At 37.9% G+C, this 14,544-nt stretch carries 9 protein-coding genes; 5 read left to right on the plus strand and 4 right to left on the minus strand.

The genetic code is table 11. The features are described 5' to 3' along the window. Positions 1-633: 633 nt before the first annotated feature. Positions 634-1,773, minus strand: coding sequence for a RepB family plasmid replication initiator protein (locus L0B53_RS19050; protein WP_235062351.1), 1,140 nt, complete (start codon positions 1,771-1,773; stop codon positions 634-636). 1,618 nt (positions 1,774-3,391) lie between these two features. Beyond that, the gene (locus L0B53_RS19055; RefSeq protein WP_235062352.1) at positions 3,392-7,597 is read right to left on the minus strand and encodes an Ig-like domain-containing protein; all 4,206 of its coding nucleotides are present in this window, start codon (positions 7,595-7,597) and stop codon (positions 3,392-3,394) included. A 159-nt stretch (positions 7,598-7,756) separates the two neighbouring features. Here L0B53_RS19055 and L0B53_RS19060 point away from each other — a divergent pair, with 159 nt between their 5' ends. Both L0B53_RS19060 and L0B53_RS19065 read left to right on the plus strand, forming a co-directional pair. After that, a complete protein-coding gene (locus tag L0B53_RS19060; RefSeq protein ID WP_235062353.1) occupies positions 7,757-8,110 on the plus strand; it encodes a hypothetical protein in 354 nt (117 codons plus the stop codon). A 3-nt stretch (positions 8,111-8,113) separates the two neighbouring features. Then, positions 8,114-8,551, plus strand: coding sequence for a DUF3268 family zinc-finger domain-containing protein (locus L0B53_RS19065; RefSeq protein WP_235062354.1), 438 nt, complete (start codon positions 8,114-8,116; stop codon positions 8,549-8,551). Between the two features lies 1 nt (position 8,552). On the opposite strand, the gene L0B53_RS19070 is transcribed toward L0B53_RS19065, so the two are convergent. After that, positions 8,553-8,846 carry a hypothetical protein gene (locus tag L0B53_RS19070; RefSeq protein ID WP_235062355.1) on the minus strand — a complete coding sequence of 98 codons (294 nt, stop codon included), beginning with the start codon at positions 8,844-8,846 and terminating at the stop codon, positions 8,553-8,555. 12 nt (positions 8,847-8,858) lie between these two features. Then, positions 8,859-11,243, minus strand: coding sequence for an Ig-like domain-containing protein (locus L0B53_RS19075; RefSeq protein ID WP_235062356.1), 2,385 nt, complete (start codon positions 11,241-11,243; stop codon positions 8,859-8,861). A 216-nt stretch (positions 11,244-11,459) separates the two neighbouring features. Here L0B53_RS19075 and L0B53_RS19080 point away from each other — a divergent pair, with 216 nt between their 5' ends. From L0B53_RS19080 to L0B53_RS19090, 3 genes are all read left to right on the plus strand, one after another. Then, positions 11,460-12,404, plus strand: coding sequence for a DNA-binding protein (locus L0B53_RS19080; RefSeq protein ID WP_235062357.1), 945 nt, complete (start codon positions 11,460-11,462; stop codon positions 12,402-12,404). Further along, complete coding sequence (locus L0B53_RS19085; RefSeq protein ID WP_235062358.1) at positions 12,382-12,528, plus strand: hypothetical protein; 147 nt, start codon at positions 12,382-12,384, stop codon at positions 12,526-12,528. Before L0B53_RS19080 ends, L0B53_RS19085 begins: the two co-directional genes overlap by 23 nt. 726 nt (positions 12,529-13,254) lie before the next feature. Further along, entirely contained in the window at positions 13,255-14,193 is a 939-nt protein-coding gene (locus L0B53_RS19090; RefSeq protein ID WP_235062359.1) for an NYN domain-containing protein, read from the plus strand. The last annotated feature ends 351 nt before the right edge of the window (positions 14,194-14,544 follow it).

A 14,544-nucleotide genomic window follows, 5' to 3' on the forward strand; every position in this document is an offset into this window, starting at 1 on the left:
TTTGCTACACCACCATTAATAATTAAGGTATCTACCAAAAATTATATATTCTTTAATTATTAAATCAATAGTATTTTATAATTAAAGTAACTATATATGAATTTTGTTTCTTAATTGTCGTGTTATAAATATTTGGTAGCCCAACTGAAATAATTTAATTGAGTGACTTCTCACGCCCATCATCGAGGGGTTACGGTGAATTTGCTAAGTGTGCATATATTTATGCTGTAGAAGCTCTATTAAGCCTTTCTATGCGAAAATCTAAATTTAGTAGAGGCATTGGTAGGGTATAACCTTTAAAAAGGCTTAAATCTGCTTTCAGCTCTTTAAATTATTAATAAAAAAAGAATATTGATTATCTGTCTTGTGGTTAAGGTGTGTTAAAGCGTAGCTTTATCCACTTATCCACAATCTTTATAATAAGTTATATATTGTTTTATAGGTTATATGTTTATAAAGCTTATAACGTTCTTTAAATCGTTGTTTATAAACGACTTCATCTGTAGATCTGGATCATTAAGTTGCTATTTGAGGATCAGAGATATGCATATTTGGGATCGAAAACATGCTTAATAAGGATCAAAAACATGCATATTCGGGATCAAAATAGTGCTTAATAGGGATCAAAAACAATCATTTGTTAAATAAGCTTAATAATTGATCCTCCAGTTTTGCTTCTTCAGAGTCATCTAATTTCGTTGTTTTCTCTTCTTCAGCTTCTTTTTCTTTTAAAAGTCGCTGCTTATGTCCTTCAAACTCTTTTTGCAATTTAGCAAATATAGATGATGTTCGTTCATTATGATCAGCTAAACTAATCGAATCCAACATTGCGAGCACATCTTTCCAATCCTTGATGGTAGGTTTTTTGTGCATATATTTATTAGCTAGATTAATTATTTGTTTTAGGTAATCGGCTTTATTTTGAGTTTTTTTCCATCTATATAAGAACTGGATTTTTTCTATTTTTCTCTTATCCTGCTTATCATAAATAGGTTTATAGCCTAAATATGTGGTTGTCTTATTACCTTTTATTTCTTTATGTTCTATAAATTCGATCTGCTTACCTAAAACTGGGTGCTGTGCGATAAGTTGAATTGGTTCAGCTATATGTCGTCTGATAAAGGTTTTTTTAACTGTAGAGCTTGTGTTTAATTTTTTAACCTTACCATTTTTATCTAATTTTGGCGGCGGATTACCATCTTTATCTAATGCTCCTAGCCTAATCATTAGATCATGGACAGGTATCGGATGATGTATGAAGTTAGGTTGATCTATGCTAAGAGAAATTTGCTCATACAAACGTCGTGCTGAGATATTATTTAGTTCGAGATAATTTTGAGTGTTTATACGAGCATAACCTTTGGAACTAAGATCTAGGAACGGCACAATTTCTGGATGGATCCCAAAAACAAATGAATTCTCTTTTGGTTTTATATGTACATACATCGCATAATCATTTTTTCCAATAATTACACGCTGATGCTTTAATTTCTCAATTGTTTCTAAGACTTTCTTCTTTGCATTACGCTTAGTCCCAGTAGTTCTAAGACTAGCTAGTGCGTAACTTACTTCTATTTCCGGTATCCCATCATCTGTAACATGTGGAAAATCTCCAACTCTTAACGGTATCAGTTTCCCCGTAGCAGCATCTTTTTCTTGAAAAGGCATCGACTCAAACATAAGAAACTGTAACTCTTGTTCCTTCTTCGTTATGGTATGCCCTGAATTAACTAACCAAGTCGATTTTTGAATCTCAGTTTTTTCCTTACTCATTATACTACCCACGAATCATGATTTTATAATTATAGGTTACAAAAAAAGTGAATTGATTGCTATGTTTTTCACTTTTTTTGTAACCTATTTATGTGTTTTTTTATTTGTCCGTATTAGACATAAATGAGAATTGCATTGAAGGTAGGTTACATTTTGGGTGAGTTTTATATGAAACCATTTTTAAAAATGATAAATAGGTTACATTTTTAATGATCTGTTTAATATTTAATTTATGATATTTATTCTTATTAATCAATAGTTAACTGGATGGATTGACGAGGGTAGGTTACATCTTTAGTGACTTTCCTATTTATATTCTGCCTAAAATTGTCCTTCATTTACTATAACCGTCCAGTGAGTAACCGTTAATCAGAAATGGGTTACATTTTTGGTGACTTTTATAGTTATATCCTGCCTAAAATTGTCCCTCATTTACTATAACCGTCCAGCGAGCGAGCGCTAATCAGAAATGGGTTACATTTTTGGTGACTTTTATAGTCATATCCTGCTTAAAATTGTCCCTCATTTACTATAACCGTCCACTGAATGAGTGTTAATCAGGAATGGGGTACATTTTTGGTGACTTTTATAGTCATATCCTGCCTAAAATTGTCCCTCATTTACTACAACCGTTCAGTGAACGAGTGTTAATCAGGAATAGGTTACATTTTTGGTGACTTTTATTGTCATATTCTGCCTAAAATTGTCCCTCATTTACTATAACCGTCCAGCGAGCGAGCGTTAATCAGAAATGGGTTACATTTTTGGTGACTTTTATAGTCATATTCTGCCTAAAATTGTCCCTCATTTACTATAACCGTTCAGTGAGTGACCGTTAATCAGGGATGGGTTACATTTTTGGTGACTTTTATAGTCATATTCTGCCTAAAATTGTCCCTCATTTACTATAACCGTCCAGCGAGCGAGCATTAATCAGAAATGGGTTACATTTTTGGTGATTTTTATAGTCATATCCTGCCTAAAATTGTCCCTCATTTACTACAACCGTTCAGTGAGTGACCGTTAATCAGGGATGGGTTACATTTTTGGTGACTTTTATAGTCATATCCTGCCTAAAATTGTCCCTCATTTACTACAACCGTTCAGTGAGTGACCGTTAATCAGGGATGGGTTACATTTTTGGTGACTTTTATAGTCATATCCTGCCTAAAATTGTCCCTCATTTACTATAACGGTCCAGTGAGCGAGCGTTAATCAGGAATGGGTTACATTTTTGGTGACTTTTATAGTCATATTCTGCCTAAAATTATCCCTCATTTGCTTTAACCGTCCAGTGGGCGATCGTTTATAAGAGATGGGTTGCATTTTTGGTGACTTCTCTATAAATAATGGACTATAACTGTACCCTATTTTTGATAATGTACTAGATTTATCCAGCATCTATTTGTTGTGCTTGTTTTAAATTACTTGGTTATTTAAACAGTGTCTATAGCAAAAAGGTTAATAAAGTTGACACTTTTCGAGTTGTTACTCTAACCTTTTGGATTTTATGGTTTTATCGTTGTCGAAATTTATTAAAATCGATAAAAAATCTACAGTTACCATACACTTTGTCGGGTTAACTGTTCACTGTAACCCGACAAAGTGTTAGATATTCCTACCAATTAACCACTGTTGTCGCGGTAGCAGTGTCGCCAGAATCATCTTCACCGATCAGTTCGACGACAACTGATGAACCGAGTTCTCTGTATTCGGATATACGCTTACCAACGTTGCGACGCTCTACACCATCCACTTTCCAGTGATAGCGAGCCATCTTGCCATCATCATCGTCACAAACCGCTTCTATGCGAGCTGATTTCGAGTAAATGTTGTGCTTAATTTCACAGGTTGGCGGCTTGTTTGGTATTACCTCAACAGTCTGTTCATATTCTTCTTCTTGACCGTACTTAGTTAAAACAGCTAATTTTAATTTATGCACTCCTGCTGGTAAATCTTCAAATGTTGCTGTACTTCTATCAAGTTCTGGTTGAAGCATACCATTTAAGTACCACTTGTAATCAGCTACTCGGTCTGATGGGTGGCCACCGCGTATTTGAGGTCGCATATTGACATTTAGGGGTGCGCGTTGATATTTGTTAGAGAATCGTTCAACTAACTCTATTGATAGAGGCTCTGGTTCAAGCACTTCAATATACTCAATAAAGTCTTGATAATTGCCGCGCTCATCTTTGACCGATACGGTAATTGGGTATAGACCAGGTTGTTTTGCAGTAAAGCGCGCTTTGTAACCCATATCACGGGTAATCTCGACTTCACCATTGCCGTTCCAATCATACTCAAAGTCTTCGTGTAAGTTATGGCCAATTGGTCTTCTTAACCACACTTCAAAGACTGAAGGTGCAACCTTAATTGATTGTTTATACGCTAAATTAAACTCAGGGAATTGATACTCCCACACGCGCACGCGATGCTTATATTCATTGTACGTTTCTGCTTTGGCATCTTGTACCCAAGCACGGAGCGTAAAGTCATGCCAATCTGCCCATGCAAGATCATCAAGTGTTGGTGCAAACTCTAACTCATTTGTTTGTACAATTGAGCCATCTGGACGAACCCACTCAGTAACAATCGTGCTGTCCATATTGGAATAAGGAAGGGATACTCTTGCTTTGAGCATTTCTACATCGCCTGTTTCCATCTCTTTTAAGCCATGAACACCTGTGCGAACAGGACGAGGTGGTTGGCCACGCACGGATAATATGGTTTCATCCCATGAGTTAGGATTACTCTCAAAACCAATGTAGGCTGCTCTTAACAATAGTTTGTTATTGCCAATCTCATCTGCGGTGTAATCTATATTATTCACATCTTCGACGAATGTTAGGCCACCATCGATAGACCATTGTAAAATGATGTCTGATAAATCAGCAGGTTGACCATGATCCATTGCGACATAGTTCTTAGTCATACCTGAAATGACATTGGTTGCACCTATTATGTCCAAGTCAGGCACTTGATACGACATGATTTGAACATGGTTAGTTGTAGCTAAAATGCCAGTAAAGCGGTTTTTGACTTCTGCTTTAACAAGCCAAGTGCCTTCGTTTTCTGCTCGATAAATAAATCGAGATCCGTCTTGGCCATGCTTTGTCCAACTCTGACCATTGTTAGAGCTGATAAACCATTCGACTTCATCTGCAGCATCTTTATCATCTCGACTGTCGTGAACATATTGAATCATTGCACTAAGCGGTGCTGGACCTGCAATTCGCATTGTACGCAAATCACCATTAATGGCTGTCCCTTTTAGCACTTTCACGGCTGACTTGTTGGAGCGAACCTCATGCACATACTTTGGATTTGGACTCTTTAGTTTCGCTATTGTATAGAAGCGGTTATGGCCGATATCATCAGCTGCCCAGTTAAGCTTGTAAGTATCTTCACCATTGGCTGAAATATTCTTTAGCGTTGTTAGTGGTGTAATGGTTTTATCTCTGTTCTCTGCAACAACTTGAATTTCCCAATCACCCATCGTTTCTGGTTTATATACAACTCGACGATAGAATGAGTCATATAAACCAAATGTTGAGCTTAAATTTAACTCATTAAGCGTTGATAACTCTCTGACATTATTTGCCATTTTCATACGAATACGCTTACTTGGTACAGCGTATGAGTAAGCAATGTTTGAGCCTTCAATATTCGGCATCAAAGCATAACGAACGGTTACTGTATATTCATGTTCTTCCCACAAGCGGCGGTTATATGCTTTTTCTAAATCAATCAGAGTTTGAGTGACATTGTGCCAAGCGTAGCGATTAGATTGACGGATAAATGACTCTTTTAATACTTCGCCATTTCTTGAAACTGTCACTCTAATTGGAGAGGACGCTGCTCTTAAACGAAATCGTGATATTTTACTCACGCCTGGTTCAACCGCATACTTGTTGGTATCAAACTGGCCACGCTCATCAAAGATAATCTCAGGTTGGTCGGGTGCTGACACTAGTAGTGTGACATCATCGGTTTTAATGAGGTTTTTGCGACCAAACTTATCGTGCATCCAAATCCGTGCATTAATAAATGCATCGGTATCATAAGCAAAGGCACCAATTAACTCAGGTAGTGGTGTATCCCACGCAGGTTCTAAACCATCTGGTATCGACAACCATTCGATTGAGCAGTTTAACTGGCCATGATTACGAATAGCTGTTACCGCTTCGTGTTCTGATTTATAGAGTTTACAACTTTGGCCTTGCGTCTGAATAAAGCTGATTTGTTGCTCTTGAACCAATGCAAATTTTTGGTTTTCAATATCAGAATATCTGAAATTAAGTGGCATAAAATCAAGTGTAAAGGTACGAGTAATCGAATTTCCTGCCATGTCTTGACCTGTGATGGATAAAGCATGGACGGTTCTTGCATCTAAGCTAATACCATCACTGATGGCTTTGGCCATGTCATGCTCACCATGAAAATCTATGTCATTACCATTTAATTTAACTGCCGTAATTTGGTTGTTATCTGATGTTTCATCCTGCACTGTCATGACAAGGTGCTCAAGAAAGTAAACAGGATCACCATTGCTGAACTTATCTTTGATATTAAACACATGAATTTCTGGCGGAAGTCTATCTATAACACTCGAATCATGGCTGAGTGTTGATGAATTATTGAAGGTATCTTTAGCAACAATTTCGCCTTTATAAATGCCATCTTTCACGTTTGCAATATTCACACGATATACATATTTATTACCGTATTGCTCGTATGTACCGTCCGAGAGCATCGTTCTATCTGTATAATTAACAAAGTCATTTTTAAACAACTTACCAATATTTTCACCATCTAGTGTCACATATGACATATCAATCACATGATCTTCATCTTTGGTAAACTTCACCTCTAGGGTTGGCGGTAACCACCAAAAGTTAGAAGAGTAGGCTGCTTTATGTGGCGAACTAACGACAATTACTGCTTCATCATTGCCAACTGTCACATTGTGACCACCGACATTAATTGACTTAGGACTGTTTTGATGCGCCTGGTTCGATTTAGCGTTTACAACATATTGCTCAATCACTGGTGGGCGATAGTCCCAAGCAAAGTTAATGGTGTCGGCATTGGTCATAAAGTTGTATGGATCGGCAACACTAAATGCAATTGGTAGGTTACCTGTTAATGCATCGTTGCTTGATATTTCTAAAGTCACATTACTGATATTACAAGATGTATTGTTTTCAGGAACAGTACATTGAGCGTTTGCAAGGCTTGGCACTCGTATTATTTGAGGGTAATTTCTGGCTTCGACATGCACCTTCACATTTTTTAACTTTTCGTTTTTATTATGCGTGATGTGGTTCAAACCAGAATATGTGCCTGTAGAAGTGGTAGTCACAATGTTGGTGATAACAGGAGGTACGGGATCGACGGTTGTATAGTTAATATCGCCACCACCGACGATAACTTTTTCTTTACTAGAGCCTGAAAAAAAGGATATTTGGTAAGAGCGAGTATGATTTCCAGCAGGAGCTAATGCGCGGCCGCTAGTATTAAAGCCACTGTTATTCCAGCCACCACCATTGTCGGTATCACTGAGCCACTCAAAATAACAGTATCGATTGTCCAATGTGGACTGTTGAGCTTGCGATATATCAGTTGTAATAGTACAACCCGCTTGGCCACCACTTTGACTACCGACGAAATTATAGGACTTAACACCTCGCAAAATAGGCGAAGGTATCGTTGATGAAAACGTTGGTTCAACGGTTTGAATTGTACCTGTGATGTAGACTGATTTTGCTACAGCAAGTGACGAAACTATCGTCATCGTTAAAATACTCAGTGCTCTTTTCATCATAGTCATATCCTTTTTATCGCTCTATTTATAAAACTAGACGATGGAAAGTGAGCAAAACCCTGCTAACAGGACCAAATGACCCCGATTAGAGGAGAGTTAACATTTTTTCATGGTTTTTAGCTAATTTTGATTAAAGCCGATAGCTAAATGGAGAGTTTGATGAAAAAGTTAATCGTTATTGCACTTACTGCAATTGTTACTGTTGGTGCGTTTACTTCCCTCGTTATTTATCATGAAAACAATAATGAGAATAAACTGCAGATTGTTGGTCAATGGAAATCCGAAGATGGCTCAATTGTTGAAGTTGGACAATCGACAATTTCGCTGAATGGCATTTCTGTGCCGGTTAATTTTACCTTTGATAAAGATGGTAAGTCTCAAGCTGAATCGAAGTTCCAAGTATTTAAGTTTGAAGAAAAGGGGAATGAGTTATTTATGACTGTTTCTCGACGAATTTTCACGCAAATTGGTGATGAAGAAGTTAAATCAATGATTTATAAAATGCAGAGGTAATGGATGTTAGCTACTAAAAAAATAAAATTTGATAAGACATTAACTATTTATTGTCATATCTGCCATGCGGATAAAGTGTGTAACCTTAAATTAGGTGCAGAACTGTTCCCGAAATTGAAAAACATAGCCAAGCGCAAGTACTGGCGATGCAGTTCTTGTGGTGGCAATGTTGGCTGTCGCCAAGGTACGAGTAAACCAATAGGTCCAATCGTGTCAGCTAAGATAAAGCGTTATCGCTCTACCATTCACCTTTTACTGCGGAGCTTTGAAGACGAAAAACTGTTTAGTAATAAAGTAGAGTTTGAAAATAAAATCAGTAAGTTATTGGGTAATCCCCTTATTATCAGTCAAATAATAACCAAGGATGAAGCAAGATCGGTATATCAACAACTCCAATCTTTAAAACTAGCGTTATTGTTTGGTGAAGAATCTAGCAAGTAGCTTAGATATTTCTTAAATGATCTATCGCACTATCCTCTAACTCTCTTATAAACGGGTTCATTTCTACTGTTGTTCTGGCATCTATAACTTCTGACGGTATAGCTAACCTCACTAATCTCTCAACCACCTTCTGTTTCACTTTATATTTATTACCTGCAACTCGAATTGCACGCTTTAGCGAGGATTGCTGTTCCAAATACAACCATAACGAAAGTGTTACAGCACTAAATAATTTTTTATCTTGAATGTATGGTAACTCTCTAACCGCCTGTTGCTTTGTAATAAAATGGAACATGAAGTTCTCCTACTAATATAAACTTTCTAATTCAGGTATCTCTAACAGGAATTCGGCTGTTCCTTCCTCATTGTTTGCTGGATACACCTCTATTTCAAAAGGCCGACCAGCACTACCTAAATCGAGAGTAAATTCTGCTATCTGACCAATACTGACGTTTAAACTCGTTCCATCATCAAGTTTGAGTGCAATTGGTATCTCGCTATTACTTCGATTAATTACCACCACTTTTTGAGGTCCAGTAGCTAGTTGGCCGTTATCAAGTCTTAATAACTCTGGTGCTCTGATTAATGCAAATGGTTGATTATTCAGTAAGTACATAGTTTGATTCACGTTAAAGAGCAGTAAATTTTCTAATGTGATCAGGTTCTCTGGTGTATAACCAAAACTAATAGTGCGTGATTTCGCGGTGCCAAAGGAATCTAATGCTGTTAGATGTAGTTGATAGCGTTCGCCATCATCAAAGTTCAGAGTGGGGAATATCTTCGGTTGTTGGAGTGAATAATTGGAGTTACCTTCATCCACAATGGCTAGATAGACATCTTCTGAACTATTTGAACCAGTCAGCCGAGCTTCTGTTAATACTGGTTGGCTATTATCATCAATAGTCACCAATAACTTCTCTATATTATTAATCACGGAAGGCAGTTGATTACCATCATATTGAACTGCTATTTCTGGCTCGATGTTATCAATAAAGAAGGTATGTGTTGTTGTTGTCGAATTACCATATGAGTCGGTTGAAATTAATCTAAACTGCACGTTAGATTCAACACTCAAAGCACTCACATCATAGTCTTGCTGGTGAGTCCAAGCATCTAAATACTTACCATTTGCTTCGGGTAGTTTTTGCCATGCACTATCAATAAAGGCTTCTACATCGACGTTTGAGAGATTCCATAAGTTTTGTCGCCAGTCCGTGACGTCATCGGCATTGTAGACGATTGATGTAAGTGATTTGGCTTGTTGATTGAAGTTTAAGGATAAATTTTCTGGCGCGTTGAAATCCCAGTAGGCACGATGATAATCTTGATGGACGCGTAAAGAATCGTCTTCGGTTTGTATGTAAAACGCGTGTGCAACGTAACCTTTTCCACTCGAATAGGTAATTCCACTTGCATCATTACTTATCACACAACTCGTTTGTCCAACAGGGACAAGGCATGTTCCGACGGAATTAAAAACAACCTTTTGAACGTAATCCCTTGTTTCAACGGACACCTCTATATCTGTAACGGTGTGGGTATAGTTAAGACGGCTGTGATTAGCATCAATCCATAAGCCGCTGTTGTTGATCTGATAGCGTACGTTTGTGTACTTGCCTGCCACTTGAACACCTGCTGCGGGAGTGAAGGTGAATGATCTGTCATGATAAGTACCACATGGACTGCCACTTGCGTTAAAGTAATGGAAGTAACTGTACATGGAGGGATAGATGAAGGTTCGTTCATAATAATGATATTGACTATCAGAGTTCGTTATATAGCTGTTGGCATAACCTATTGGCCAACCATCAGTGGCAAACTCTGATATTAAGCGACCATATCTGACTTTTACTGGATTGGAGTGAATGACCATGCCTGGGGAGTAAGTTTGCCATTGGCCACTGCTAGAATTAAATACTTCTTTTTTAATTGTTGCACCATTTGGACAGCGAATGTTGAACCATGAATAACGACTAATTGTTGCTTTATTCCCTGCCTTATCAAAGATATCAAATCCTAACTGATAATAATTATCTTCGGGAACGAGGGTGCTAGAAGCAACAATACTTCTATCTGCTATTGCTCTATTAGTATCAGCATTAAACTGCACATCTCTCTCAATACGATTGTCTCGATTGGTCCAATAAACCGCTCTGTTTATTCCACTGTTGTCCGTGGCATCAACGTATAAATAACTGGTTGTCGAAGTATTACCGATGTTTTCAATGGTCGTATGGTAAGCAGAACGAACGAGTTGGATCTCGGAACTAAATGTTGGCGGCGTTAAATCATTTTCAAACGTGACACTATCTGTTGACGTTGTTTCACCGAGTAAATTTTTAGTTACTGTCGTTACCCTGTAATCACCTTCAATCAATGCTGATGATAAGGTGAATATATTGGCGTAGTAATCTTGGCCATTCAAAGTTTTGCGATCATCAACACCAATAACATGAGATGTTTGCTGACTAACTTGGACATTATTTCTATACACCGTCAGTGTCACTGTTGTATCTAAACCTGATGAAACAAACACCTCAGTCGATTTCGCATTTTCAAGATCAATATCAGCACGAAGTTTTGTCTTATCCTGACCATTATTATCTGTGTAGATAATAGCTTCAATCGCTGCTTGAGCAGTGGATGTACACATGATGAGTATTAAAGGTAGTAACCGCATTTTTTCGTCCATTAGCACGCCATATCTTTTAAGTGTAAATGTCTGCAAGTACCAAAACCTCTGCTAACAGGACCAAATGACCACGATTAGACGCAACTTTTGTGATAAGCACCACACCTTTGTTAGTAAAACGTGTAAGGAATTAGTTTTCAAAGGGAAACATTAGTTTCCCATTTCCTTCTAAATTATCCTCTTATATATAGATTTTTTTATAATTTTTGTAGGTTGATGATGACTGATAAAGGCATTAAAAGAGAGCAAGTTGAACAAGCAGCACTGGCTATGTTGAGTAAAGGCATTCGTCCTTCTGTAAGAAACGTGCTGAGTGTCACGGGTGGAAAAACTGAAAAAGTTTCTGAATTCTTAAGAGATTTTAATGATAAGCGAAATGCAGAGATTATGCGGATTGCGGATGAAGTAGGAAGTAGCAAAATCGCTCAATTGTTAGCTGATGAAATGCAAACTGTGGTAGAGAGAAGGACAACTAACCTTCAACAAATTATTGCTGAACAAAAAGAGATTATTGATGAACACGTTGCCTTATTAGGTGAAAAGCAAAAAGAGTGTGATTTACAAGTTGAAATGTTAGAAGCAAAACTTTTTCAACTAGTGAATGAAGCGAATGAGAAAACGACCAATGCGCTGAATCGCGTGGATATTGCAGAGAAAAAGTTAGCTGATACCATTTCAGATAGTGAAGATAATAAGCGAAAAAATGACCAAATTATCGCGGATCATTCGAGTAAGTGTGACTTACTAGTGACGAATGCTAAAAGTGAAGCGAATGGCCTTGTTGAAGCCGCAAATCGTCGTGCTAATAAAGCGGAGCAAGAGTGTGAATCACTGCGTGAGCAGGTGAAATTGCTCTCCATCGAGCAAGCAAAGCGAGAGCTAGAACAAGAGCAGTATAAGAAAGAGCAATCTAATCATATTGAGACTCAGAAAAAACTTAATAGTGAGCGTGAGATTATCGTTAAATTAACTGAACAGAATAAAGTACTGTCCGATTCTCATGAGCAGAGGGAAATAGAAAAGAAACAATATTTAACAGTATTGACTCAACTTGCAGGTGAAAGAACGCTTGTTGTTAGGCTGAAAACGAACGAGGAAAACCATAAGGCGGAAATAATGCGTTTGGGTGGTGAGTTAGTTGAAGCGAGATCTGATAAGTAAACAATTATCAACGGCACAAGGCCAGTTAGTCGAACAGCAACGTCAGATATCGCAACTACAAAGTGATCTAGCTCTTTCCGAACGCGAAAGAGAGTCATTGTCTGTCGCACTTAGACAAAAATAGACTTTAGTTTCACATTATCAAAAAGCTTGGTAGGGTGTCCTTCGTTAGCGATTATTTCAGCCATTGCTATAGCTATCACTAACTTCGTATTACGGTTGATAGATATTTATGATTCAAATATGATTAAATGGTAAATTTTTCTTAATTATTAAACGCTTGCGTGGAGGCTTGGATGCAAATTAAATCCAAATGATTTTTATCATACTTTTGTCAAAAAATGCCACTTTTTAGGCTTTAATCACAATTCACTTCCCTTTTTTATGATTAAAAAACATCAATTAATTTACTTATTTCTTTATATATTTTAACTCACTTCTGGACAAAACCTTGCTAGAGTAATATGTTAAATTAGAAAGATGCTGATAACTTTGGGTATTGAAAAGTAGCTTGATTGGGTATGCCGCCTTATTGGTATAGAACAGTTCAATGACAAACACTTAAATAAACTTGCAAAAAGGGCTGCGGTTCGCTATCCTTTATTTACAACTTACCCTTCTTCCACGCGCGGCGACATACAGACCCCTGGAGCTGGGCGGAGAAACCGGCCTTTGAGTCGGTTTTTTCAATTTTAAGCTATTGATTTCAATTGTTGCGTACCGATTGCGACTCTTGTATACTTGCTCTACAACTTACCCTTCTTCCACGCGTGGCGACATACAGACCCCTGGAGTTGGGCGGAGAAACCGACCTTTCAGTCGGTTTTTTCAATTTAGGGCAAAAATAAACGTGAAAACAAGAATATACATCGACGGTTATAACCTCTACTTTGGGTGTCTCAAAGGAACCTCTCACAAATGGCTAGACCCAATTTCTTTATCAGAACGACTTTTAGCACGTTCAGGGGAACGAGGTTCTATCCTGGATGAGGAGGTTGGAGTTAAATTCTTCACGGCTGAGATATCCGAAAAAGCAGCATCTGACAATACTTCTCTCAACGACCAGCGTTCCTATCATCTGGCTCTGCATATTCACTGTGGATCACGCCTCGAAACTATCAAGGGTAGCTATGCGATTGATAAGGCAAAGTTCCCCTGCGTCGAAAAAGACGATAAGGGAAATGAAAAACAGCCTAGAGACTCACGGCGCGTGAAGATCTGGAAGCTAGAAGAGAAGCAAAGTGATGTAAATGTCGCGATTGAAGCTGTCTATGACGCAATCACTGAACCGGATCTAGAACAGGTTGTATTCGTAACCAATGATACCGACATAGCCCCAGCACTAAGTAAAATACGCGAGTACAATAAGTTGCAGCTTCGAGATGAAGTGAAGATAGGTCTTATCGTACCAATCAAAAGCGACGATGATTCCAGACGAGCTAACAAAAGCTTGAGTGCACTTGCTGATTGGACAATTCATCATATTAGAGATGAAGAGCTTGCTGCATCCCAACTACCTTGCAGGCTACCAGCGAAAATGTCAGCCTTTAAGCCTAGTGGCTGGTTCAAATACCCAGATAGAGTACAAGAGATACTGGAGATCCTTAGTGATAGAGAAGTAGCTAAGAGCATCCCTGCCTCTTGGAAATGGCTAAGCAAGCCTTTACAACAGGTCGAAGGTTTGCCTAATTTAGAAAGTCTACCTTGTGATTGCATGGACGACGAAGTAGCTCTTGAAATCATTCGTCAGCATGCCATTGCCTACGCGACATTTAAAAAGTCACTCTAACACTGAGTACAAATCCTTCTAGGCTTGGCTTTTCAATAGTGGCAGTTTTATAATCTTCACATCCTGCTGTCCCTCATATTTTTAGGGGCTCTGGCTGTTGTAGCTTGCCATTATTCCAAGTATGGCTAACTGTGGATTATCAAATGTGCGTTGAGCTTGTAGCGGTAATTCACAAAGGGGCAAAAGTGAGTTAGGTAAAAGGATCTTCCTAACTCATATATGGACAAAAACGTGTTAGACCCTCTTGGTAATGTATATTTTCAAGCTATTCGTTATAAAATTTAACTAAAGTTAGATTTAACATTTTTTCAAAAAATCAGACTCCGTAATTCGGGATTTTTTGTTACGTTT

This window comes from Vibrio sp. SS-MA-C1-2 (genome assembly GCF_021513135.1).
Taxonomy (GTDB): Bacteria; Pseudomonadota; Gammaproteobacteria; order Enterobacterales; family Vibrionaceae.

Coding starts and splice junctions, on each gene's coding strand:
- L0B53_RS19050 (WP_235062351.1), bottom strand. CDS start 1,773: ATGAGTAAGGAAAAAACTGAGATTCAAAAATCGACTTGGTTAGTTAAT.
- L0B53_RS19055 (WP_235062352.1), bottom strand. CDS start 7,597: ATGATGAAAAGAGCACTGAGTATTTTAACGATGACGATAGTTTCGTCA.
- L0B53_RS19060 (WP_235062353.1), top strand. CDS start 7,757: ATGAAAAAGTTAATCGTTATTGCACTTACTGCAATTGTTACTGTTGGT.
- L0B53_RS19065 (WP_235062354.1), top strand. CDS start 8,114: ATGTTAGCTACTAAAAAAATAAAATTTGATAAGACATTAACTATTTAT.
- L0B53_RS19070 (WP_235062355.1), bottom strand. CDS start 8,846: ATGTTCCATTTTATTACAAAGCAACAGGCGGTTAGAGAGTTACCATAC.
- L0B53_RS19075 (WP_235062356.1), bottom strand. CDS start 11,243: ATGGACGAAAAAATGCGGTTACTACCTTTAATACTCATCATGTGTACA.
- L0B53_RS19080 (WP_235062357.1), top strand. CDS start 11,460: ATGATGACTGATAAAGGCATTAAAAGAGAGCAAGTTGAACAAGCAGCA.